The 23,744-nt window shown below is 43.4% G+C and carries 22 protein-coding genes and 1 riboswitch; all 22 genes read right to left on the bottom strand.

What is annotated here, in order from left to right; all coding sequences use genetic code 11:
* Nucleotides 1-17: 17 nt before the first annotated feature.
* A complete protein-coding gene (locus DW125_RS12140; protein WP_117538312.1) occupies nt 18-707 on the bottom strand; it encodes a response regulator transcription factor in 690 nt (229 codons plus the stop codon).
* Nucleotides 700-2,196 carry a HAMP domain-containing sensor histidine kinase gene (locus DW125_RS12135; protein WP_021860221.1) on the bottom strand — a complete coding sequence of 499 codons (1,497 nt, stop codon included), beginning with the start codon at nt 2,194-2,196 and terminating at the stop codon, nt 700-702. The genes DW125_RS12140 and DW125_RS12135 overlap by 8 nt, the downstream gene beginning before the upstream one ends.
* Before the next feature lie 77 nt (nt 2,197-2,273).
* On the bottom strand, nt 2,274-3,461 hold the full coding sequence (gene metK / locus DW125_RS12130; protein ID WP_117538311.1) for a methionine adenosyltransferase: 1,188 nt from the start codon (nt 3,459-3,461) through the stop codon (nt 2,274-2,276).
* Between the two features lie 163 nt (nt 3,462-3,624).
* Nucleotides 3,625-3,723, bottom strand: a riboswitch (SAM riboswitch).
* A gap of 75 nt (nt 3,724-3,798) precedes the next feature.
* Entirely contained in the window at nt 3,799-5,091 is a 1,293-nt protein-coding gene (locus DW125_RS12125; protein ID WP_117538310.1) for a UDP-N-acetylglucosamine 1-carboxyvinyltransferase, read from the bottom strand.
* A 170-nt stretch (nt 5,092-5,261) separates the two neighbouring features.
* Nucleotides 5,262-5,777, bottom strand: coding sequence for a shikimate kinase (locus DW125_RS12120; RefSeq protein ID WP_117538309.1), 516 nt, complete (start codon nt 5,775-5,777; stop codon nt 5,262-5,264).
* A 268-nt stretch (nt 5,778-6,045) separates the two neighbouring features.
* Complete coding sequence (locus DW125_RS12115) at nt 6,046-6,474, bottom strand: hypothetical protein (protein ID WP_021860225.1); 429 nt, start codon at nt 6,472-6,474, stop codon at nt 6,046-6,048.
* A 78-nt stretch (nt 6,475-6,552) separates the two neighbouring features.
* Nucleotides 6,553-8,256, bottom strand: a complete 1,704-nt coding sequence (locus tag DW125_RS12110; protein ID WP_117538308.1) for a [FeFe] hydrogenase, group A — start codon at nt 8,254-8,256, stop codon at nt 6,553-6,555.
* 11 nt (nt 8,257-8,267) lie between these two features.
* Complete coding sequence (locus DW125_RS12105) at nt 8,268-10,136, bottom strand: NADH-quinone oxidoreductase subunit NuoF (protein WP_021860227.1); 1,869 nt, start codon at nt 10,134-10,136, stop codon at nt 8,268-8,270.
* A gap of 1 nt (nt 10,137) precedes the next feature.
* The gene (locus tag DW125_RS12100; protein WP_117538307.1) at nt 10,138-10,611 is read right to left on the bottom strand and encodes a complex I 24 kDa subunit family protein; all 474 of its coding nucleotides are present in this window, start codon (nt 10,609-10,611) and stop codon (nt 10,138-10,140) included.
* Nucleotides 10,612-10,794: 183 nt separating this feature from the next.
* Nucleotides 10,795-11,718, bottom strand: coding sequence for a LysR family transcriptional regulator (locus DW125_RS12095; RefSeq protein WP_021860229.1), 924 nt, complete (start codon nt 11,716-11,718; stop codon nt 10,795-10,797).
* Between the two features lie 98 nt (nt 11,719-11,816).
* Complete coding sequence (locus DW125_RS12090) at nt 11,817-12,476, bottom strand: V-type ATP synthase subunit D (RefSeq protein WP_117538306.1); 660 nt, start codon at nt 12,474-12,476, stop codon at nt 11,817-11,819.
* A gap of 28 nt (nt 12,477-12,504) precedes the next feature.
* Complete coding sequence (locus DW125_RS12085) at nt 12,505-13,878, bottom strand: V-type ATP synthase subunit B (RefSeq protein WP_021860231.1); 1,374 nt, start codon at nt 13,876-13,878, stop codon at nt 12,505-12,507.
* Nucleotides 13,879-13,880: 2 nt separating this feature from the next.
* Nucleotides 13,881-15,647, bottom strand: a complete 1,767-nt coding sequence (locus DW125_RS12080) for a V-type ATP synthase subunit A (protein WP_117538305.1) — start codon at nt 15,645-15,647, stop codon at nt 13,881-13,883.
* Nucleotides 15,648-15,675: 28 nt separating this feature from the next.
* Nucleotides 15,676-15,996 (bottom strand): V-type ATP synthase subunit F, encoded by a 321-nt coding sequence (locus DW125_RS12075; RefSeq protein WP_021860233.1) that lies wholly within the window; start codon nt 15,994-15,996, stop codon nt 15,676-15,678.
* Nucleotides 15,989-16,957, bottom strand: coding sequence for a V0D/AC39 family V-type ATPase subunit (locus DW125_RS12070; RefSeq protein WP_021860234.1), 969 nt, complete (start codon nt 16,955-16,957; stop codon nt 15,989-15,991). The genes DW125_RS12075 and DW125_RS12070 overlap by 8 nt, the downstream gene beginning before the upstream one ends.
* 21 nt (nt 16,958-16,978) lie before the next feature.
* On the bottom strand, nt 16,979-17,572 hold the full coding sequence (locus DW125_RS12065; RefSeq protein WP_117538304.1) for a V-type ATP synthase subunit E: 594 nt from the start codon (nt 17,570-17,572) through the stop codon (nt 16,979-16,981).
* Nucleotides 17,573-17,594: 22 nt separating this feature from the next.
* Entirely contained in the window at nt 17,595-18,080 is a 486-nt protein-coding gene (locus DW125_RS12060; RefSeq protein ID WP_021860236.1) for a V-type ATP synthase subunit K, read from the bottom strand.
* Nucleotides 18,077-20,095 (bottom strand): V-type ATP synthase subunit I, encoded by a 2,019-nt coding sequence (locus tag DW125_RS12055; protein ID WP_117538303.1) that lies wholly within the window; start codon nt 20,093-20,095, stop codon nt 18,077-18,079. Before DW125_RS12055 ends, DW125_RS12060 begins: the two co-directional genes overlap by 4 nt.
* A 43-nt stretch (nt 20,096-20,138) precedes the next feature.
* Nucleotides 20,139-20,447 carry a hypothetical protein gene (locus tag DW125_RS12050; protein ID WP_117538302.1) on the bottom strand — a complete coding sequence of 103 codons (309 nt, stop codon included), beginning with the start codon at nt 20,445-20,447 and terminating at the stop codon, nt 20,139-20,141.
* A gap of 155 nt (nt 20,448-20,602) precedes the next feature.
* Nucleotides 20,603-21,100 carry a tRNA (cytidine(34)-2'-O)-methyltransferase gene (locus DW125_RS12045; protein WP_021860239.1) on the bottom strand — a complete coding sequence of 166 codons (498 nt, stop codon included), beginning with the start codon at nt 21,098-21,100 and terminating at the stop codon, nt 20,603-20,605.
* A 140-nt stretch (nt 21,101-21,240) separates the two neighbouring features.
* Nucleotides 21,241-22,122: an AIR synthase-related protein gene (locus DW125_RS12040; protein ID WP_117538301.1), complete on the bottom strand. Its 882-nt coding sequence runs from the start codon at nt 22,120-22,122 to the stop codon at nt 21,241-21,243.
* 63 nt (nt 22,123-22,185) lie between these two features.
* A complete protein-coding gene (locus DW125_RS12035) occupies nt 22,186-23,712 on the bottom strand; it encodes a VanW family protein (protein ID WP_242992986.1) in 1,527 nt (508 codons plus the stop codon).
* Nucleotides 23,713-23,744: the final 32 nt, after the last annotated feature.

Raw genomic sequence — 23,744 nt, 5'->3', positions numbered from 1 at the left:
CTTTTTCACAATAATTGTTATACTTTGAAACGGTATCCGACACCCCAGATTGTCTCGATATACTGAGGGTTGGATGTGTCCATCTCGATCTTTTCACGGATTTTCTTAATATGCACGGTTACAGTTGCGATGTCACCGACAGATTCCATATCCCAGATTTTCTGGAACAGTTCATCTTTGGAATACACATGATTCGGGTGTGCCGCAAGAAATGACAACAGATCAAATTCTTTTGTTGTAAATGTTCTCTCTTCTCCATTTACCCATACTCTTCTTGCAGTCGTGTCAATCTTAAGTCCTCGGATCTCGATCACTTTATTTTTTTCTGCCGCGCTTCCGATCAACCGATCATATCTTGCAAGATGTGCTTTCACACGTGCCACCAACTCGCTCGGGCTGAACGGCTTTGTCATATAATCATCCGCTCCCAATCCCAGTCCACGAATCTTATCAATATCATCTTTTTTTGCTGATACCATAATGATTGGTGTGTTCTTCTCATCTCTGACCTTCCGACAGATTTCAAATCCATCTACCCCCGGAAGCATCAGATCAAGAATCAGAAGATCATATTCTTCCTGAAGTGCTTTCTCAAGTCCACTGTCTCCATCATTTGCAACTTCCACTTCAAATCCGCTCAGTTCCAGATAGTCTTTCTCCAGATCTGCAATCGTCTCTTCGTCTTCAACTATTAAAATCTTACTCATTCAATGGTACCTCCTGATATTTTCTCAAAACAAAATACATCGTTGTTCCTGTGTCTTCTCTGCTGGTTGCCCAAATCTTACCACCATGCTCTTCCACAATCTTCTTAACAATAGAAAGCCCGATACCGCTTCCGCCTTTGGACGAATTTCTCGAAGCATCCGTTCTGTAAAAACGGTCGAAAATATTTGGCAGATCCTTGGCTGCAATTCCTTTGCCGTTATCTTCCAGTTCAACCTGAATAAAGTCACCGACATCTTTTACACGAAGGTTGATGATCGGTTTTCTTTTATCCATATATTTCAACGAATTATTTACAATATTATGCACAACACGCTTGATCTGTTCCGCGTCTGCAATCACTTTCACTTCTGGATCTACATAATTAAAATATCCAAATTCTACATTTTTTGACTCCAGTTCCAGCGACAAATCTTCTGCACAATCTGTGAAATAATCATTTACAGATATAATATTGAAGTTATATGGAATACGGTTTGTGTCAATCTTGGAATACAATGTCAACTCATTGATCAGTGTATTCATCTCATTCGCTTTATTATAGATCGTGCGGATATATTTGTCCATTTTCTCCGGTGTATCCGCTACTCCGTCCATGATTCCTTCTGCATATCCTTTGATTGCTGTCACCGGTGTCTTAAGGTCATGGGAGATATTACTGATCAGCTCTTTGTTCTCCTTGTCAAACTGAATCTTCTCTTCTGCACTGTCCTTTAACCGCTTACGCATATCTTCCAGATCACTGCAGAGCTGGCCGAGCTCATCATCAGACTCCGGTTTGATCTCAAAATCCAGATTACCTTCTTTGATATTATAAGCTGCCCTCTTCATCTTTGACAACGGACGCATGATTCCGCGGTAGATCCACATGAGCAAAATAAATGCCGTTGCGATTAAAACAATAACAACCACACAGATCAAGTCTACAAAAAGCTCCTCCACTTCTGGTATAACGTTCTTCATGTCTGTAACGATAAATGCGCTTCCTTTTTCTCCGCTTCGATATTTAAAATCAATCTGCTTGATCAGTACCTGAGCATTGCCACCCAGATAAAGTCCATTTTTCGCATCGGCATCTGCCTCACCATACTTCGGAAGCTGACGGATCACATATTTTGTTTCCCCACTGTCTGTACCAATGTAAACAATGGTATTTCCTTTTCGCACAAGCAGATAGGCTTTATTCTTTTCCAGTTTTTTATTTACTTTCTCAAGTCTGGTCGCATCGCCCATCTCTTCCGGATCTTCGGCAATAATCTTCTTTAGTTCTTCATACGGCTTCTCAGTTACTTTTGACAATACCTGCATAGAATTTGATAAGCTCTCCCAGGTTGTATCAGTAACTCCATATGTCTTTTCGATTGAGCTGATCTGATGTCTGCACAGGACTATTCCCATAGTTGTTGTCAATATAATCGGAATCAGCGTAATCGTTAAAAATGCTATCACAAGTCTTGTTCTTATTTTCATAGGAACACCTCCAGACTCAAGTATAGCATGAAAAAAGGCGCTTCACATCAAAGCGCCTGTAAACATTTCTAAAAATTTTATAAATATGCTTTCAGTACATCCACCTTATCTGTCTTTTCCCAGGAGAGGTCGATGTCTGTACGTCCAAAGTGTCCGTAAGCTGCTGTCTGCTTGTAAATTGGTCTTCTCAAATCCAGCATTTTGATAATTCCTGCCGGGCGGAGATCAAAGTTCTCGCGGATGATCTCAACCAGTTTTTCATCAGATACTTTACCGGTTCCAAATGTATCTACCATAATGGAAGTCGGATGAGCAACTCCGATTGCGTAAGAAAGCTGGATTTCACATTTCTTGGCAAGTCCTGCTGCAACAATATTTTTCGCAACGTAACGTGCTGCGTACGCTGCTGAACGGTCTACCTTTGTGCAGTCTTTACCTGAGAAAGCTCCGCCGCCGTGACGTGCCATTCCACCGTAAGTATCTACAATGATCTTGCGTCCTGTCAGTCCACTGTCTCCGTGTGGTCCACCGATAACAAAACGTCCTGTCGGGTTGATAAAGAATTTTGTATTCTCGTCTACCATCTCTGCCGGAAGTACTGTGTCAAATACATATTTCTTAATATCTTCGTGAATCTGCTCCTGTGTCACATCCGGATCGTGCTGTGTAGATAAGACAACTGCATCCAGACGTTTCGGAACATCATTTTCATCATATTCTACTGTAACCTGTGTCTTTCCATCCGGTCTCAGATAAGAAAGCGTTCCGTTCTTCCTTACTTCTGTAAGTTTTCTTGCCAGTTTATGCGCCAGAGAAATCGGATATGGCATCAGTTCCGGAGTCTCATCCGTTGCGTATCCGAACATCATACCCTGGTCGCCGGCTCCGATCGCATCAATCTCATCATCGTCCATTGTATGCTCTTTTGCTTCCAACGCTTTATCAACTCCAAGAGCGATATCTCCAGACTGCTCGTCAATTGCTGTGATCACACCACATGTCTCTGCGTCAAATCCAAATTTTCCTCTTGTATAGCCAATCTCTTTTACTGTATCGCGTACGATTTTCTGAATATCAACATAAGCATTTGTAGTAATCTCACCCATAACGAGAACCATACCTGTCGTTGTTGTTGTCTCACAAGCCACACGGCTCATCGGATCCTGTTCCATCAGTGCATCAAGAATCGCGTCTGAAATCTGGTCGCACATTTTATCCGGATGTCCTTCTGTAACGGACTCGGATGTAAATAATCTTTTTTCCATGTCATTCTCCCTTCTACTTTCTCCCGGGGACGGGGATTTTCCAGAAAATCCCCGTCCCCTTTTAAAAAAGACCTGTCCCTTTTTATGTTATCCACATAATCATCCACAATGCGAAAAAAACAGTCCACAACAAGTGGACTGTTTATATTCTCATATATCAATCTTCTTATTGTTCGATTACTCGCTCAGGTTGGCACCTTCCCATGATGGGGGTTGCCGCAGCTTCACAGATCCTTTGTACCTCCACTGCTCTGAATAAGAGAAAGTTAGCAATATTTATTATTTTCTTTGTTACCCTATAAGACTTTACACGTTTTAACTGTTCTTGTCAACTGATTTATCCAACTTTTAATTTGAATTTCTGAATTTCTTTCTCAGTTTCTACTTTTTCGATGACACCGCCAAGACCTCTGAGCTTCTCTTCGAATCTCTCATATCCTCTTTGGATATATACAATATCATCTACAATTGTAATGCCTTCTGTTGCAAGTCCTGCAATACAAAGTGCAGCTCCTGCGCGGAGATCCGGTGCACTCACTCTTGCTCCGCTGAACTTCTCAACACCTTCGATAGTTGCTGAGTTGCCTTCCACTTTGACATTCGCTCCCATTCTGGCAAGTTCGTCCAGATATTTGAAACGATTTTCAAAAATACTCTCTGTAATTGTGCTTGTTCCCTTGCAAAGTGCAAGCGTCACACCAATCTGTGGCTGCATATCCGTTGGAAATCCAGGATATGGAAGTGTCTTCACATGTGTACTTGTAAGATCTCCCTTGGATACAACACGCACTGCATCGTCAAATTCTTCTACCTCACAGCCAATCTCTTCCAGCTTGGCAATCGTAGCTTCCAAATGCTTCGGAATGACATTCAATACTGTCACATCTCCTCTGGTTGCCGCTGCCGCAAACATAAATGTTCCGGCCTCAATCTGATCCGGAATAACCGAATACTCTGTACTGTGAAGCTGTCTGACTCCACGAATCTTGATCACATCTGTTCCTGCACCACGAATATTCGCTCCCATGCTGTTCAGGAAGTTTGCCACGTCTACAACGTGTGGCTCTTTAGCCACATTCTCCATAATTGTAAGACCGTCTGCCATCGCAGCCGTCATCATTACATTGATCGTAGCGCCTACACTGACAACATCAAAATAAATATGTTTACCAACAAGCTTCTCAGCTTCTGCCATGATCTTACCATATTCAATCTCTACTTCTGCGCCCAGTGCACGGAAACCTTTCAGATGCTGGTCAATCGGTCTGCTTCCGATATTACATCCTCCCGGCAGTGCCACTTCCGCATGTTTGTACTTTCCGAGCATCGCGCCAAGTAAATAGTAAGATGCACGGATCTTTTTAATATAATCATATTCTATACTGAAATCATGAATGCCTCTTCCGTTGATCGTCACAGTATGACGGTCAATTCTGTTCACTGTCGCTCCGATTCCGGCAATTGCGTCCAGTAATACATTAATATCGTTGACATCCGGAAGATTATCAATCTTAACTGTCTCATCTGTCATGATCGCAGCCGCAAGAATCGCAAGTGCCGCGTTCTTCGCTCCCCCTATTTCGACCTCTCCGACTAACGGATGGCCACCTTTAATAATATACTGTTCCATTAACCACACCTCTATATAATATTGCTGTCTATGATATAAGCATATTGGATATAGCAGTTATGCCCATTTTGTTCTCTTAAAAATCTAAAACAGGAAGACTCCCACTTCCTGAGTCTTTGCTATTATAGCACAAATCCAACATTTGTAAAATATTTTTTAATTTTATGTAATTATTTTGTAACATTTAATCCGTTTTCAAGCACACGAAGAACTTCCTCGATTGTCTCTTCCAGATCCCGTCCTTCCTCACTGATCGTGAGATCTGCATACCGTTCAAATAATGCGCTACGCTCCTCATACAGATCTTTTAATGTCTGACCGTCTTTTAACACAACACCTCTGTTTTTAGCATTATGGAGTCTGTTATTTATTGTCTCATACGACGTATGTAAATATACGATCGTTCCGGTCTCTTTGTAATGCCTCATTGCATTCTCGCAATATACAACACTTCCTCCCGGCGAGATAACAGCACGCTCTTCCTGAATCTCCGCATTCACCCGGTCTTCAATCCGTAAGAAACCTTCATTTCCTTCTTCTGCAATAATCTCTTTAAGCAAACGCTTCTCCACTTCCTGGATTACCAGATCTGTATCTACAAACTTATATCCCAGTCTCTTAGCAACAACAACACCGACTGTGCTTTTCCCCGATGCCGGCATTCCGATAAATACGATATTCTTCATATTTTTCATCCTTTAGTCTGTATTTGTTTGAAATCTTTTGATACTTATTACATTTTAATCCTATCCATTTTAACATAAGATTCCTTTTTCGTCCACTTCTTGCTTCAGGATCTACTGCCTTTACAAGATTCGAACTCATTTTTTATCATTTTCTGACCAATTCTACCAATACCGCTCTGCCTGATCTGCCAACGGATACTTTACCATAAAAAATAAGAACCGGAAATCCTTTTATTCCTCCGGTTCTTATTTTGTATAAATTATCTCTTCAGGATACACTCTCATTCAGAAAATAATATTTTCTCTGAAAGTTTCTCCGCTCCTGCCTTCGGCGGCATATCTCCTGACAGGTCATTACCCACACCAGCTCACGAAGCCAGTCATCTTCCATTTTCGTCGGAAGATCATCTGTTTTATCCTTCTGCTTATCTGCAAAGTCGATCTGACCTTTCACATTTGCATAAACACGACCGCATATCATCTGTATTTGCAAACGATCCGGATACTCATCATAAATCATACTGACGTCATATTCCAGCCGGTCGCATTCTGCCTCTACATATGGCAGAATCTTTTTCACTTCGGCCGGATACATACTCTTCATATAAGATACATCCCGGCTGTTTTCCCGCTCCCAGGCTGTATCGATTGGCAGCTGATTTTGATATGCCATATAAAAAGGCAGTTTCTCGCTCATCGGTTCTGCTCCTTCCAGGGAAATTATCTGCTTTATTATATGCATTTTTTCATAAGCTGTTCCCTGAAATCTTTTCTGTTATTCATTTTTTGCGGCTTCAAAATTCCGATGCAGAAGTTTGTGTTCTTTTCCTTTCAGCAAGCCATCGTACAACGTCTGAACCAACGGATTTTCATTGGACTTCTTAATCTGGGTATTCACATCTGAATCATAAAGACCCTTCATTCTTGCTGATTTTGTTCTCGGTCCGGCCGGTACCGGCTGTCCACCACCCATGACACAGCCTCTGTAACATGCCATTACTTCTACGAAATCATAGTGTACTTCCCCGGCCTTGATCCGCTTCAAAAGTGCATCTGCATTTCCGAGACCACTTACGATTGCCGCACGAATGGTTCTGCCGTTGTAATCAAATTCTACTTCTTTCAGGCCTTTCTCTCCACGCACACCGCTGAATTTGATATTATCCATATCTACACGGTTATGTCCTTTACGCAGACGTCTCAAAACCGCTTCGGTCACACCGCCGGTTACACCAAAGATCACTCCGGCACCGGATCCGATTCCAAATGGCATATCTGACGCTTCAATTTCCAGATTCTCAAAACGGATACCAGACTTGCGAATCATGGAAACGAGCTCGGTTGTTGTCAGTACATAATCGATATCCTGCTTACCGTTTGTTGAAGATTCCGGTCGTAAAATCTCATCTTTCTTCGCTGTACAAGGCATAATAGATACAGATACCACTCGTTTTCCGAGATTCTTCTCCGGATCTTTATAATATTCCCGTACTACAGCGCCGAACATCTGCTGTGGTGACCGGCAGGTCGAAAGATTCTCGGCAAATTCCGGATAACGGTTTTCACAATATCTTACCCATGCAGGACAGCAGGATGTAAAGAGTGGCAATTTTTCTCCGGATTCCAGCCGATTCAAAAGTTCTTCCGACTCTTCTATAACTGTAAGATCCGCACCGTAAGATGTATCAAATACTTCATCAAATCCCATACGATGCAGGACATTTACCAATTTACCCATAACATTTTCGCCACGCGGCAGACCGAACTGATCTCCTACTGCCACACGGACTGCCGGTGCGATCTGTGCGATCACTTTGGTATCTTTATCTGCAAGAAGATCCCAGATAACATCCATGTTGGTCTTAATACTGATTGCGCCTGTCGGACATACAACCCGGCATTGTCCACAGTTCACACAGTCGGTCTCTGCAATTTTCTTATCAAATGCAGGTGTTACCAGCGCTTTTGTTCCTCGATATGCAAAATCAATTACATTTACTGCCTGCACATTGTCACACATACGTACACAGTCACCGCACAAAATACATTTATTCGGATCTCTCACGATCGCCGGCGAACTGTCATCGATCGGCTGTAATTCTTTCGTATTTTCAAATCGGACATCCATAACACCCATCCGGTGCGCAAGGCTTTGCAGCTGACATTCTCCACTTTTGATACAAGTTGTACAGTCTCTGCAGTGCGCTGCCAGAAGTAACTCCAGAATTAATTTCCGATACTTCATCAGGCGCGGTGTATTTGTATAGATCACCATTCCGTCTCTCGGTGGTTCGGAACAGGATGCAAATGTTTTTCCTTTATCATTTTCTACTGTACATAAACGACAGGCACCATATACAGACAGTTCTGAATGGTAACATAAGGTTGGTATATCAATATCTGCTTTACGAATGACGGTAAGAATATTCGGTTCATCCGTAAATTCTACTTTTCTTCCATCTATAGTCATTACTCCCATGACGTTTCCTCCTATCTGGCAACAGAAATTGCCTTAAACGGACACTGTTCCATACAGGCTCCGCACTTAATGCATTTCTCCTGATTAATGTGATACGGTGATTTCAACTCACCTTCAATTGCTCCAGCCGGACAATTTCTTGCACACTTGGAACATCCTTTACAGATGTCCAGATCAATCTGGAACTGTCTGAGATTTGTACAAACCCCTGTTTTACACTTCTTATCCTCAATATGTTCTCTATATTCTTCTGCAAATGCATTCAATGTACTGATAACCGGTTTTGGCGCACTCTTTCCAAGTCCGCATAACGCGGTACTCTCAATCATATCGGCCAGTTCACGCAACTCATCTATATCTGTCGGTTTTCCATTTCCGGCTACGATTCTTTCAAGAATCTCCAGCATTCTTTTTGTACCTTCTCTGCATGGCACACATTTTCCACAGGATTCTCTCTGCGTAAAGCTCATAAAGAACCGGGCTACTTCTACCATACAGGTATTTTCATCCATAATAACAAGTCCGCCGGAACCGATCATCGCTCCGATCTTCGCCAGCGAATCAAAATCCATCTTGCTGTCCAGCTGTTTCTCTGTCAGACATCCGCCCGATGGTCCGCCGATCTGAACCGCTTTGAACTTTTTACCGTTCTGAATGCCTCCACCGATATCATAAATAACTTCCCGGAGAGTAATTCCCATCGGCACTTCGATAAGTCCTGTGTTTCTTACATTACCTGTCAATGCGAATGCTTTTGTTCCCGGGCTTTCCGGTGTACCGATACCCAGATACCACTCTGCGCCGTTTTGAATGATCATTGGTACATTTGCGTAAGTCTCAACGTTATTTAATACTGTAGGTTTTGCCCAGAGTCCCTGCTGTACTGTACGCGGCGGTTTTACTCTCGGCATACCACGTTTGCCTTCAATAGATGCTGTCAGCGCACTTCCTTCGCCGCAGACAAATGCTCCGGCTCCTCGGTTGATATGTAAACGGAAGCTGAAGTTTGTTCCCAGGATATGATCTCCTAAAATTCCAATCTCTTCCGCCTGATGGATTGCCGTCTCCAGTCTCTGGATCGCGAGCGGATATTCGGCACGGACATAAATATATCCTTCCTGCGCCTGAACCGCATATGCAGCGATCATCATACCTTCGATCATGCGGTGCGGATCACCCTCCATAATACTTCTGTCCATGAATGCGCCCGGGTCACCTTCGTCACCGTTACAGACTACGTAACGAATCTTTTCCTTTTGGGATGCTACCTGTTTCCATTTACGTCCGGTACGGAATCCTGCACCGCCACGTCCTCTTAAATTTGACTCATAAATCATATCGATCACGGATTCCGGTGTCATCTCAAACAATGCTTTTTCTAATGCAGAATATGCTCCGACCACCATCGCTCCTTCGATGTGATCGGCATCGATATGTCCGCAGTTTTTCAATACAAGTCTCGTCTGCTTTGCGTAAAATGGGATCTCTTCCTGTGAAGCATAGACCTGTCCGTCCATATGATATAACAAACGTTCAATCGATTTTCCTTCGCAGATTGTTTTCTGATAGATCTCTTCACAATCATCCGGCGACACTTTAATATATAAATAATTATGTGGTTCGATTCTCACCAGCGGTCCCATTTCACAGAATCCGTGGCAACCACTCTTCATAACCTTGGTATGTGCAATCTCTGCGCCGAACTCCACCGATACATTCCCGTCATTCTTTGTCAGTTCCAGCATTTTCTGGTAAATTTTATCTGAACCCCCGGCCAGACATCCTGTTCCACCGCAGATCAAAACGCGACATTTCGCACGCTGCCGCTTCTGACATTCAGTACGATATTCTTTTAATTCCGTTCTGTTCTCTATCTTCATGTTATTCTCCTCTCAACTCTTTCAGCAGATCCACTACTTTTTCCGGTGACATCTTAGGATACACAACATCATTTACTGTAATCGCCGGTGCCAGACCACATGCCCCCAGACAGGACACCGTCTCCACAGTAAAATACAGATCGTCTGATGTATGCTTCTTATCATTTAATCCGAGTTCCTTATACAAACGTTCCAGGATCGGAATGGATTTTCTCACATGACAGGCTGTTCCATCACAGACTTTAATGACATATTTGCCTTTCTGCTCGAAAGAAAAATTCTCATAAAAACTTGCCACGCTGTACGCCTTTGCTTCCGTAATCCCGATCTGTTTTGCCACATATGTCAGAAGTTCCGGTGGCAGGTATCTGTACTCCTCCTGAATATCCTGGATAATCGGGATCAATGATCGTTCTTCTCTTGTGTGTCTTGCTATGATTTCATCTGCTTTCTCATAATACGATGTATCTAACATAATATCCTCATCCTCCTTTTTGTTCATTTTTCCCTGATATTGGCTATTTTTTATCAATTTATTGTATATTATATCATAGAAATTATTGATATGTTTATATCAATATCCGATGTCTTCCATATAGAATTTTATATATCCTAAAAAAAGATGCACCCTCAGGCACACCTTCTTTCTTCTAGACAATTATATTTCTTCAATTTTCCTTCTCAGATGCTCAAGAAATTCTTTTTCTTTCTGATTCATCACATATCCTTTTTTATATATCAGTGCATCCCTCATTTTATGTCTTAGAAATCCGACTTCCTTCTGCACAAGATGATACCGTTCCAGCATCTTTTCCGGCAGCGGAGATACCCACATATAACTGTTCTTCACTTCTCTTAAAATATCAAACTGACTTCCTCTTTCAAAAATATATATTTTCTTTTTCGGATGATAGGCTTCCCTTCCTTCCCGGTAAAATTCAATATATTCTCCGTTCGGGAGCCTGGAATCTCCATGTAAGATTTCTACTCCGTCCGATAATTCTCCCGGAGACTGAAAATCCTTTTCTGCAAGTTCTCCGTCTGCGGAAGTCAAAAGTAAATAATCAAATTCATTGATCACCTGCATTTCCAGATTCCGAAGCTGAAGAAGCGATTGGTAATCCTCCTGCTTTCTCCGCTGATACCGTATAATTCCAAGATCATATCCATTCTGACCGATACTGTCGATTGCCGTCATCGTACTTGTCTCCCGGAAATCCACATCCATCTCCATCTGGTCATCCTGGTTGCTGATATACTCGGCAAAAGCATGCGCAATATAGCTGGCCCGGGGCACACAAAATCGAAGTGTCAGCTTTTCACTGCGTTCTTTTCCATAATGTTCCCTTAGCTCATCAACATCCCGGATGACTTTTCTGGCATATTCCAGAAAATTCTGTCCGTCTCTTGTCGCCTGTACTCCTTTTGAGGAGCGTTTAAAAATCTGTATGCCAAATTCTGTTTCTACATTTTTAATTGCTTTGCTTAAGTTTGGCTGCGCAATGTAAATCTCTTTTGCAGTCTGTGAAATCGATCCTCTTTTATCTATTTCAATAATGTATTTGAAATCCGTCAAATTCATTTGTATCTCTTCCCTTTTCCATGATGCCGATGTTCCGTTCCGCCTTATTCTCTACGCGAAACGAAAAGGCGACACATCTTTTGTATCGCCTTTTCATTCTAAGCTCTTTCGTTGTAGTGATGTGCTTCTTCAAGCATCATATCTTTTACTTTCATCAGACGGATCTGAGAGCTTCTCTCGTTCTCGTCCAGCTTCATCGTGATATATTTGATTGTCTCCTGAGCCTCCGGAATTGTCACATGCTCCAGCGCATTTACACGACGTCTTGTCTTCTCGATCTCAGCCGCCATAAGCTGGCATGCTTTTTCTGTCTCCGCAAGTTTCAACATATCCGGCAGAATGTCCGCCAGTGATTTTACAGCACCATCCAGATCACTGGATGTAAATGCAAATCCATAAGAATAAATATCATTGGCATCAGCAGTCCTTGTCTTCGTATTGAACACAGGAATGTCAACGCTCATAACATTTTTATTGCCTACTTCCAGATTTACTTCCTGTTTTGGTGCCATCAGTGCGGTATTCAACGTAGCCTCATCCATTCCGGCTTTGGCTATAACAAAGTTCTTATTTGCAGAGAGGATTCCGGCTTCTACTTTCTGACGAAGTGCCATGTTCTCCTTTACCAGCTCCAGAAACTGACGCATCAGCTCATCACGCTTGTCTTTCAGGAGCTTATGTCCCCTTCTTGCTGTAACAAGCTTCTTCTTCGTCTTGGTCAGTTCCATCCGGGTAGGAGTGATCTGTTTCGATGCCATTCGCTACCTCCTTATTTCCATTACCTGATTATTGCTTTCCATAATACTGGTCTAAGAATTTGTCGTCGATACGTTTCAACTCTGCTCTTGGCAGCATAGACAATAATTTCCAGCCAATTTCCAGTGTCTCCTCAATAGATCTGTCGTTGTCATATCCCTGGGAAACATATTCTTTTTCAAATGCTTCTGCAAATTCTGCATATTTCAGGTCAATCTCTGTTAAGGCAGCTTCTCCTAAGATTGTCATCAGTTCTTTTGCATCTTTTCCACGGGAATACGCAGCAAATAACTGGTTCATCGTATTGGAGTGGTCTGCTCTTGTTTTGCCTTCACCGATACCTTTATCTTTCAGACGGGAAAGAGACGGTAATACATCAATCGGCGGCTGTAATCCTTTACGATACAGCTCACGACTTAAGATTACCTGACCTTCTGTGATATATCCGGTAAGATCAGGAATAGGATGTGTCTTATCATCCTCAGGCATAGTCAGGATTGGGATCATAGTGATACTTCCGTCTTTACCTCTCTGACGTCCGGCTCTTTCATACATTGTTGCAAGGTCTGTGTACATATATCCTGGATATCCACGACGTCCAGGTACCTCTTTCTTCGCTGCGGAAATTTCACGCAGCGCATCTGCGTAGTTCGTGATATCTGTCAGGATAACCAGAACGTGCATATCTTTTTCAAATGCCAGATATTCTGCTGCTGTCAGTGCCATACGAGGAGTTGCGATACGCTCTACAGCCGGGTCATTTGCAAGGTTGATAAACAGAACGGTTCTGTCAATCGCACCTGTCTCTTTGAATGACTCGATGAAGTAGTTAGACTCTTCGAATGTAATACCCATTGCAGCAAATACAACGGCAAATTTCTCATCTGTTCCACGTACCTTTGCCTGTCTTGCAATCTGGGCTGCCAGCTGGGAATGTGGCAGACCGGAACAAGAGAAGATTGGCAGTTTCTGTCCACGAACCAATGTATTCAGACCATCAATGGCAGATACACCTGTCTGGATAAACTCTTCCGGGTACACGCGGGCTGCCGGGTTCATAGGCAGACCATTAATATCTCTTCTTTCCTCCGGCAAAATCTCCGGTCCATCATCAATCGGACGTCCCAGTCCATCGAAGACACGTCCCAGCATATCCGCAGATACACCAAGCTCCATGCTTCGTCCGAGGAAACGTACTTTACTGTTACTTAAGTTAATACCGGCAGCATTCTCATAGAGCTGTACTACTACGTCATCTCCATCTACTTCCAGTACTTTACAGCGTCGTTTTTCTCCGCTTGCGAGTTCGATTTCACCAAGCTCGTCGTATTTAACGCCTTCTACACCTTTTACCATCATCAGCGGTCCGGCAACTTCCTGTATTGTTCTATATTCCTTTGGCATAATTAGAAGTCCTCCTTCCCGATCGTTCCTGCTACTTCTTTACCGAGTTCATCCATGATCTTCTCATATTCTGTCTCAATATTTTCAGCTAATGTATATTTATAACGACCGATTTTCTCTCTGACATCCATTACAAGAAGATCTTTCATGGATGCACCTTTGTTCAGAGCTTCTGAAGCCTGATCATAGAATGCAAGAACCAGTTTCATCATCAGATACTGTTTACGAAGTGGTGTGTAAGTATCTATTTCGTGGAAAGAGTTCTGATGCAGGAAATCTTCACGGATAGATCTTGCTGCTTCCATCTTCAGACGGTCAGACGGAGACAATGCATCCATACCTACCATCTGTACAATCTCTTCCAATGCTGCTTCTTCTGTCAGAAGGCTCATCATTCTCTGACGGTCATCCATCCAGTCCGGAGCAACGGTTTCATTAAACCAGTCTTTCATATTATCCAGATACAGCGAATAACTGGTCAGCCAGTTAATAGCCGGAAAATGTCTCTTATATGCCAGTGCGGAATCCAGTCCCCAGAATACCTTAACGATACGAAGGGTTGCCTGTGATACCGGCTCTGATGTATCACCACCCGGAGGAGATACGGCTCCGATTACGGACAGGGAACCTTCTCTTGCATCTTTACCGATGGAAACTACACGTCCGGCTCTCTCGTAGAACTCTGCCAGACGGGAACCTAAGTATGCCGGGTAACCTTCCTCACCAGGCATCTCTTCCAGACGTCCTGACATCTCTCGAAGTGCCTCTGCCCAACGGGATGTAGAGTCTGCCATCAATGCTACAGAATATCCCATGTCACGGAAATACTCTGCAATCGTAATACCTGTATAAATAGATGCCTCACGGGCTGCGAAAGGCATATCGGATGTGTTCGCGATCAGAACGGTTCTTTCCATAAGGGAACGTCCTGTCTTCGGATCCTTCAGTTCCGGGAACTCATTCAGAACGTCTGTCATCTCATTTCCACGCTCTCCACAACCGATGTAAACTACGATGTCAGCTTCTGCCCATTTTGCAAGCTGATGCTGGATAACTGTCTTACCGCTTCCGAAAGGTCCCGGAACGGCTGCAACTCCACCTTTTGCGATTGGGAAAAATGTATCAACAACACGCTGTCCTGTTACAAGCGGTGCATCCAGCGGCAGTTTCTTCACATATGGACGTCCTGTACGAACCGGCCATTTCTGCATCATTGTCAGCTCTTTGTCTCCGTCCTTCGTCTCCAGAACTGCAACAACTTCTTCTACCGTAAATTCACCGGATTTGATCTCTTTGACTGTTCCGCTTACTCCATAAGGAACCATGATCTTCTGCTCAACAACTGCTGTCTCCTGAACAGTACCGAGCACATCTCCCGCTCCAACTTCTTCTCCGACTTTTGCAACCGGAACAAATTCCCATTTCTTGTCTCTCTTCAGGGAAGCAACTTCAACACCACGCTGTAAGTTATTTCCCGAAATCTTCATAATATCATCCAGAGGACGCTGGATACCATCATAAATGCTTGTGATCAGACCAGGGCCAAGTTCTACTGACATTGGTGCCCCTGTTGATTCTACCGGTTCTCCCGGTCCAAGTCCTGATGTTTCTTCGTATACCTGAATTGATGCCTCATCACCGTGCATCTCGATGATCTCTCCAATCAGACGCTTTTCACTAACACGTACAACGTCACGCATGTTAGCATCTCGCATTCCGGATGCGATGACCAGCGGTCCTGCTACTTTTTTAATCGTACCTGTACTCATTTGGACGAATCACCCTCCATTTCTTATTTTATTGTTGCGAAAACAGAATATCAGAACCGACAGCCACTTCCACAGACTTCTTAACGCCCGCGACTCCTGCTCCCGTATTACCGGCAATGCCAGGAATCTGGATGATCGCCGGGATGATTTCTTCCTGATATCTTGCAATTTCATGTTTTAACTGATCGGCCCAGGCTTCTGTAATATAAATAATTCCGTAACCACCTGTTGCCAGTTTGTGAAGCTCTTCGGCAGCTTCTTCATGGGTAGTAACCGGAAATGTGTCAAGCCCCAGTGTAGCAAAGCCGTAGATGCTGTCATAATCGCCTAATACTGCAATCTTATACATACATTTCCCTTACCCTTTCCCGAATAGAATCATCCGGCAGGTCGTTAAGCTTACCGGAAAGAATGATTCGTACCGTTTTTATTTCATTCTGTCTTGCAATTACATAGGCAATTACCGGTCCTATTGTAAATGCATTATATTTCTGCGGGCTAATCGTCTGGATGATCCGGTTGTCGCACCACCGTTCAAATGCGGATGGAGATTCCAGAAGTGCCTGCGCACCTTCTGCATATGCCGTTCCCATCAGATAATCACGAAGCGCTTCCTTACCGGAAAGTGCCGCTTTGGAAAGCTGATCCACACTGACACTGTCGCACTCCGCCATTGCCCTTTTCATAAAGTCTATAGATTTCGCGGTTTTCTGTGATCGCACTGCAATCTTAATATCTGCAACTGCAACCGTTGATTCTGCATAATCCCGGATGATCTGGGCTTTTGACGCTTTACCTGCCGCATATACGGCATCCAGCGTTGCTCTGTCGATCATCACGTCGCACAACTGACCATCTCTTGTATGAAGCAGTGTCTCATAAGCATCCGCTGCCACATGCTGCATGTAGTCCGGAAGTCTGGTAAACGCTTTCTCTCTTACGATCTCCAGCATCTCATCCCCCGGAATCGCTACATCATCATAGAAAATGTGCCGGTTCTTTTCCTCCGTGCATACTTCCTTGATCGCAGCTTTCAGATTATGGAAAAGTTTTGGATAGGAAAGTACTGCAAAGTTCTCCATGTCAATGGAAAGATCCTTCACTACCTCCCAGATCTTCTCTTCCTCTCTGGTCAGTATCGCCTCTGCATCTCCGGAAGTATCTGTGCCTCCCCACCCCTTCTCTTCCAGGAACTGCAGGCACTGATGATAATTCTGGCATGCAATCAGCTGGTCGATCGTGCTGTTTGAAAACAGTGACACTTCCAGTGCACGTATGCGCGCAACCGCGTAGGTATACTGTTCACTCATGTTACTTCCTCCTGTCACGCGTTACGCAAATAATATATGGTATACTTTGTCAGACAATTCGTCTTTTTTCTCATCGAACATTGCCTGTAAAGTACAGTTCTCTTCTATCCCGCCATAGGCAAGAACAAATCCATTCTCAATCTTTCTTTCTTCTGCGGAAATCTTAAGGCTTCCGCCTTTGTCCCGCGCAGTGTTCTCCACTGCATTTTTAAAGTCGTCAGACATTCTCTGGAGATCTCCTGCGGAAAAGAAGATTTCTCCGTCCTGCGGCAATGCATATCTTGCAAGTAATTTTAATAAAACTCCAAAATACTCTTCCTCATTCATAGACTCCAGAGACTGATATGCCTTATCCAGCACGTTCTGGATCATCTCCTGTTTTGCTGCCAGAAGTTTTGTTCTTCTCTGCAGATCAACGGAAGATGCCGTACGCTCTTTGTAATTCACTGTATCCAGTTCGGATTTGTGGGCAATCGTCTCGGAAATCTTCTTAGCATCTGCCTCAGCCTGCGCTACAATCTCGTCCGCTTTTGCCTTTGCTTCTGCAATCTTGCTGTCTGCTGCCGCTTTCGCTTCATCCAGGATCTGACTTTTTATTTTTTCTAATCCTGTCATCGCTTCTTTGCTCCTTCCTGTTTTATACCTGAATTGCTGTTACTGCCAGAATAGAAATCAGGAGTGCAAGAATTGCGTATGTCTCAACCATTGCAGGGAACAGCATTGCTTTACCGAACTGCTCCGGTTTTTTAGCTACAATTCCGATTGCTGCCGCTGCTGTCTGTCCCTGTGCTTTACCAGAGATCAGTCCAACGATTCCGATTGGCAGACATGCTGCAAGGATCAGAAGTCCTGTCTGTGGATCAAGATCTGCTGCGCCGCCGCCAAGGAGACCAATCTTGGATAATGTAATGAAACCAACCAGCAGTCCGTAAATTCCCTGTGTACCAGGAAGCAGCTGCATGATCAATACTTTTGCAAATTTGCTAGGGTCTTCTGTTACAACTCCGGATGCTGCCTGACCTGCGATACCAACTCCGATTGCTGATCCTGCTCCTGCGAGAAATACTGCTACTGCTGCGCCAAGTAACGCATATACAAGTCCTAAATTACTCCAAATACTCATGATAAAGTTTCCTCCTTAATATCTACATATTTTGTATCTGATTCAAATGGTTCAAATGGTTTTCCACCGCCTTCGTAGAATTTTCCGAAAAATTCCACAAACTGAAGACGGTTCGTGTGCACATATGCACCAAGTAAGTTGATCGCAAGATTCAAAGTATGTCCCACCACGAACACAATCGCAAATCCGATCGCACCAACCACGCCTTTTCCAAACATGCTGCCCATCTGGTTTACAACAGATGCAATAACACCGGTTGCAAGTCCGAGAGCTAACAGACGTGAATAAGATAATACATCACTGAGCCATCCGGTAATATTATAGATGTCATACGCTCCAAGCGCGATCCTGAGAACCGGATTTTTATTTGCTCTTCCTGACATCAGAAGCAGTCCCAGTGCACCGATAATCGCAAGCGCTTTTGCAAGCGTATTCACAAACGGTGGAAATACGATTTTTGCCTGTGCTATAGAAGCAAAAATATCAGATGGGATCAGCATCAGTAAAAGTCCTGCCAGAAATACATACCATAAAATAACATCACAGAAAAAGTCTAATACTTTTCCTTCTTTCAGAAGCATGTAACCTTTGATTCCAAGGCCGACAAACAAATGTACAAGTCCGAATGCCATGGAATAGATCAACAGCTTCATCGGATTATTCAGCGGCGCAAACCATAATGGCTTGATCGTTATATCTTTATTAAAGAATGTCTTTCCTACAACATCGACAACGTCTCCGAAGTAACCGCCAAATAATACACCCCACACAAGTGTAGATAAACCACAGAACATAAACATCTTCATGGACTTTCTCATACTCTTGCTCATCCGTGGGAATTTCTTCAATACTACAAAACATGCGATTGCAATGATCGCACCGTATGCAGCATCAGATAACATCATACCAAAGAAGAATACATAGAAAAACGACATGATTGTCGTCGGATCAAACTCTCCTTTATGCGGAAGTCCGTAGGATTCCAGAACACCTTCTACACTGTCTGAGAAAGCATTGTTCTTTAAAATAACCGGCGGTTCTTCCTCTTCCTTTAACTCTTCCACATCCATCACACAATCGTATCTGTCTGCGATTGCTTTCTTAAGGACAGGAACTGTTTTCTCTGCAACATATCCGCTAATTACGAATGTTCGCTGTGACTGTGGAAGTGTGCCAAGCACTTCGTACTTCTCTGCACGGAGTCTGAAATAATCCCCCACTACTTTCAACTCTTCTCTGCTTGTGGCATATCCTTTGATCTCTTCCTCTGTCACTTCAATCTCTTTGTTCAGTTTCTGGATCTCGGCTTTCAGATTCTCTTTTTCCTTCGCCGGGATCTGGTTGGATATCTGCGATGGTCTTGCAAATCCTCCAGCTCTCAGAGCTTCTTCGGTCTTCTCTGCCTCTTTTTTCAGACAAAATACAGCAAGATAAACCGCGTCTGCATCTTCGGAAATGATCTGCACATCCAGTGCTTCAATCTCCGGACACTCTGCAGCTACCTTTTCATGAATAGCCGCTTCATCTGTGCCCGCCGGCATCGTTCCAAGTAACATTGCTGTTCTGGCTGTACCTGCATAATTCATAGGTGCATCCAACGAAAGCCACGGTTCAAGCGATTCAATCCGATTTTCAATCTTCACAATATTTGCTTTGATCTCTGCAATCTCTTTGCTCTTTGTGAGCAGAGCATCTGCTTTTTCGATGACTTCGTCTTTTTTCGCTGTGATTTTCTGGAATTCATCCTGACTGACAAGCTCTTTTCCCGCTAACCCGGACAACATTGACTGCTTCTGCGGTGCATATATATCAAGGATACCCAGCGCCGTCTCTGTAAGCTGTGCTTTCTTCTCAAAGCTAAGCTTCGCATTCACTGTGTCCATCTTTTCAAAGCCTTCTTCATCAGCGATCTGGTTCATCTCCATAACGCCGAGTGCCTGCAGCTTTTCCAGAATTGCTTTGCGGTCTTTTTTAAGTGCGCAGATACTGACTCTTTGCATCTGCAATACTGCCATAGATCTATCCCTCCTTTACATTTTCTTTCCGGTTAGATCTTGATCAAACCAGCTGTGCAATAACTGCTGCTATTGCTTCGGCTTCTTTACTGCCCGCTTCCCGCTTTAACGAAACAATCTCTTCATCTACTTTCTGAAGTGCGTCCTTTACCGCTTCTTCTCCGGCTTTCTTTGCTTCATTCATTGCGAACTGCGCATTTTCTTTTGCTTTTGCTTCTGCTTCTTCTTTTATCCTCCCTGCAGATGCATCCGCTTTTTCAAGAATCTCGGCACATGCTGCATCGGCTTCTTTCATGGCCTTATCTGCCTCACACTCCGTGTCCTTAATGGTTCTAATGGTCTCTTCTACCATTCCTTCACCACCTCCCTCGCGTCCGTTAAAACTTTGTTGTAAGTTTGATTATAATACCGCAATTATCAAATGTCCAGAATAATTTGTATTCAGGTAGGAACAAGCGCGCTTATTGTTGTGGAATTTACATAATTTTTATATATTTTTCAAATAATTCAGACATTCCAGTGCAAATGATGCAAATGTCCTTCCAGATTCATTCCTGGGAAATTATTTTGCCGCAACGCTTCATATAACACGATAGCGACTGAATTGCCCAAATTCAGCGAGCGTATGTCTCCCAGCATCGGAATACGGATACAGTCCTCCTCATGATTCACTAATATTTCTTCCGGAATTCCTGCGCTTTCCTTTCCAAACATGATATAGCAGTCCGGCTCATACTGCACGTCTGTATATACTTTATGCGCCTTTGTTGTAGCCATATAGATCTTTGCTCCCGGATTCTTCTCCATAAAATCATTAAAATCAATGTAAGTCGTCACATCCAGATCTTTCCAGTAGTCCATTCCTGCCCTTTTTAAGTTCTTTTCATTCAAACGGAATCCTAACGGCTCGATCAGGTGCAGCCTTGCATTTGCTGCCACGCAGGTTCTTCCGATGTTTCCTGTGTTCGCCGGGATCTCCGGCTCATGTAATACAATGTTTAACATAATCTCTCCTCTTTTCTGCATAACTTAATTTTATAATACTATATAATGGATACACTTTCTACAGCAATAAAAAACGATCCCATACAAAAGATTCATCACCTTCATTTACAAGCGCAAATTCTTTATATGAGATCATTCTATTATTTTTCTTTTGGCTCTGAGAAAATACTATACACCGCATCCGGTGCCGGGCGGTCAATGTAACGTATTTCCTCTCCATTTCTTATAATCTTGTCATTGTTATCTGTAAAATATCCGATCATTGAGACCGGAATTCCTGCCTCTTCCATCTGACGCAGAAATGCTGACTGGTCCGATACTACCGCAAGAAAACTTCCTGTTGATGTCATCTGATACGGATTCAGATGGAACTGTTCACAGACTTCGACTGTCTCCTGCAAAAGGCTGATGTTATGAAGTTCCAGATCAAGACCCAGCCCTTCTTCCTTTGCCATCCGGTAAAGTTCGGCAAGAATACCGCCTTCTCCGATCTGGCGCAATCCAAATGCTCCTGCTTCGCGTGCTTTTCTCATTTCTTTTATCGAAAATACCTGCGGTGCATAGCTTTTGATCTGCGCAAGAAATGCTGGTGAAAATCGTTCCTTAAGCTGCTCCTCTTTCTCTTCTGTCACACGCAGCATTCCTTCCATTCCTGCCCATTTTAGCAGAACCACTGCCTGCCCGGCTTCCGGCTTACGCATCTTAGTCTCAGCGACAGCAGCTACACCGTTTACGACAACCTGTGCAAAACGGAGCACCGGACTTTTTCCGGACTTTACTTCCAGAAGTTCCAGATCTTTTTCTTTGCAGATTTTCCGGATAGACTTTTCCAGTCCATGAATCCTCGACTGGTATCCATAATCCGGAATCTGTATCTGTACACTGATTCCGATATGCTCTGCACCTTCTGCTGCCAGTGCATTTGCCACAGCCGCAACACCGTACACACCGATCTGCTTTGAATATCCACATATCACTGTCTGTTCACTTATTATATGGCCATCTTTTGTTTCAAATCTCATTTATGCCTCTCCATCTTTTCCTGCATTTATTCCGACACATACGCTCTGTTTCCTGTTCCATGATTATTCCAGAGCCTGCGCCTGACTAATCGCCGCATTAATCTTACTTCTGTCCTGCGAACCGATCGCATTTCTTACAATCGCTGAAGCCTGTGCATTTGACGACTTCGTTCCCACTGAAATCACCTGATCCGACTTATTGTAAGTGCTGTTATTAATAACTTTCCGGCTCACTTGCTTTCCATCCTGTATTACAATCTTCCACAGTCTTGCTGTACGGCCGGTATGCCCGCCACCGGCTGCAACGATCGAACCAATCGCCGCATCCGCATTTGCCTGATATCTCACACCCGGTTCTTCTGTATGCGTCGTCTCACTTTCAAATTGGATCTTACGACTTTCTTTTCTTGTTTCTTTGCCATAAATTGAAAATGTCAGCTGGTTTGCTCCATCAATTCCACCTTCAATATATATTGGATCTTTGTAATTGTTCTGGAATCTGAAATCTTTATAATCGCCTGCGATCGCCGCATCCCTGGACGGATCTACATATGCTACTGCCATAGAATGTGGAAAACGCTTTATCACTTTTAATTCCGCATACAAAACGGCATTATACAATGTCGTAGATACCTGACAGATTCCTCCGCCGTAAGAATCTACAACCTGTCCATTCTCATAAGAACCCGCCAGTGCATAGCCGTGTTCTGCATCATATGGAGAAGTAATATCATGTACCGATACGACGTCTCCCGGCATCAGAATCGTGCCATTTAACTTCTCTGCTCCGTTTTTCAGATTCTTCCAGCGCTCACCTCCACCGGCATCGGTCGAAAATGTTCCCAGGCAGTCTTTGATATTTTTCAGATCTGCTGCTTTGATCCTCGGATGTTCTGTCTTCTGCGGAAGTGTAACCTCAAGCTTTTTATGATTCCATTTCCGGTTCAATGTTTGCACCAACAACTTTTTTGTTTCTTTTATATCGATTGTTTTTCCTTTTTTTTCCGATGTAATCTGAAATTCTCCGTTCACACGCGCAATCGCTGCATCCGTTGCATGCGGTGCAAGCGGAACCGCCTGTTTCTTCAGAACTTTCTCTGTCTTATCCGCATCAAGCGCCAGCTTCATATTTATCTTTGTTTTTTCTTTTTTCAGTCTGCGAAGTTTGCGGTATCTGCTAAGAAGTGTTCCCTTTTTTCCATAAGAAACTGCTTTCTCGATTGCCTGATCTTCTTTTTTATATTGAAACCCAAGATCTTTCAGCGTTGTTTCTGTCTCTTTCTCCCCGGTTTTCAATACAACTGCCTGCTTCTCATCTTCAGCGAAATGTTCTTCCATCGCACGCTTTGCTTCTTCCCGTGTCATTCCGGACACATTTACCACATTAATATATACGTTATCGCAAATCTTCTTCTCCGGATATTTTGACACATAACGATAGAGTGCCAGATAAGCGGCACCCCATACTAACACAACCAGGACAACTGTCATCAGACCAATGAGCTGTCTTCTTTTTCTCCTTCTTCGTAACATCCTTCTGGAAACTCTTCCGAAGCCCTGTCTTCTCCTGTCTCCTGTCTTTTCCCCCACTGCTCTTTTGTCTCCTTCTATAACGATCTTAT

The sequence above is a fragment of the Dorea sp. AM10-31 genome (assembly GCF_003435815.1).
Taxonomy (GTDB): domain Bacteria; phylum Bacillota; class Clostridia; order Lachnospirales; family Lachnospiraceae; genus Dorea_D; species Dorea_D hominis.
Note: the sequence above shows the minus strand (reverse complement) of the source record. Positions and strands in the feature narration are given on the sequence as shown.

Bases quoted from the DNA above. Each gene is read 5' to 3' on its own strand.
- DW125_RS12140 (WP_117538312.1), bottom strand. From the start codon at position 707: ATGAGTAAGATTTTAATAGTTGAAGACGAAGAGACGATTGCAGATCTG.
- DW125_RS12135 (WP_021860221.1), bottom strand. From the start codon at position 2,196: ATGAAAATAAGAACAAGACTTGTGATAGCATTTTTAACGATTACGCTG.
- metK (WP_117538311.1), bottom strand. From the start codon at position 3,461: ATGGAAAAAAGATTATTTACATCCGAGTCCGTTACAGAAGGACATCCG.
- DW125_RS12125 (WP_117538310.1), bottom strand. From the start codon at position 5,091: ATGGAACAGTATATTATTAAAGGTGGCCATCCGTTAGTCGGAGAGGTC.
- DW125_RS12120 (WP_117538309.1), bottom strand. From the start codon at position 5,777: ATGAAGAATATCGTATTTATCGGAATGCCGGCATCGGGGAAAAGCACA.
- DW125_RS12115 (WP_021860225.1), bottom strand. From the start codon at position 6,474: ATGAGCGAGAAACTGCCTTTTTATATGGCATATCAAAATCAGCTGCCA.
- DW125_RS12110 (WP_117538308.1), bottom strand. From the start codon at position 8,256: ATGGGAGTAATGACTATAGATGGAAGAAAAGTAGAATTTACGGATGAA.
- DW125_RS12105 (WP_021860227.1), bottom strand. From the start codon at position 10,136: ATGAAGATAGAGAACAGAACGGAATTAAAAGAATATCGTACTGAATGT.
- DW125_RS12100 (WP_117538307.1), bottom strand. From the start codon at position 10,611: ATGTTAGATACATCGTATTATGAGAAAGCAGATGAAATCATAGCAAGA.
- DW125_RS12095 (WP_021860229.1), bottom strand. From the start codon at position 11,718: ATGAATTTGACGGATTTCAAATACATTATTGAAATAGATAAAAGAGGA.
- DW125_RS12090 (WP_117538306.1), bottom strand. From the start codon at position 12,476: ATGGCATCGAAACAGATCACTCCTACCCGGATGGAACTGACCAAGACG.
- DW125_RS12085 (WP_021860231.1), bottom strand. From the start codon at position 13,878: ATGCCAAAGGAATATAGAACAATACAGGAAGTTGCCGGACCGCTGATG.
- DW125_RS12080 (WP_117538305.1), bottom strand. From the start codon at position 15,647: ATGAGTACAGGTACGATTAAAAAAGTAGCAGGACCGCTGGTCATCGCA.
- DW125_RS12075 (WP_021860233.1), bottom strand. From the start codon at position 15,996: ATGTATAAGATTGCAGTATTAGGCGATTATGACAGCATCTACGGCTTT.
- DW125_RS12070 (WP_021860234.1), bottom strand. From the start codon at position 16,957: ATGAGTGAACAGTATACCTACGCGGTTGCGCGCATACGTGCACTGGAA.
- DW125_RS12065 (WP_117538304.1), bottom strand. From the start codon at position 17,572: ATGACAGGATTAGAAAAAATAAAAAGTCAGATCCTGGATGAAGCGAAA.
- DW125_RS12060 (WP_021860236.1), bottom strand. From the start codon at position 18,080: ATGAGTATTTGGAGTAATTTAGGACTTGTATATGCGTTACTTGGCGCA.
- DW125_RS12055 (WP_117538303.1), bottom strand. From the start codon at position 20,095: ATGGCAGTATTGCAGATGCAAAGAGTCAGTATCTGCGCACTTAAAAAA.
- DW125_RS12050 (WP_117538302.1), bottom strand. From the start codon at position 20,447: ATGGTAGAAGAGACCATTAGAACCATTAAGGACACGGAGTGTGAGGCA.
- DW125_RS12045 (WP_021860239.1), bottom strand. From the start codon at position 21,100: ATGTTAAACATTGTATTACATGAGCCGGAGATCCCGGCGAACACAGGA.
- DW125_RS12040 (WP_117538301.1), bottom strand. From the start codon at position 22,122: ATGAGATTTGAAACAAAAGATGGCCATATAATAAGTGAACAGACAGTG.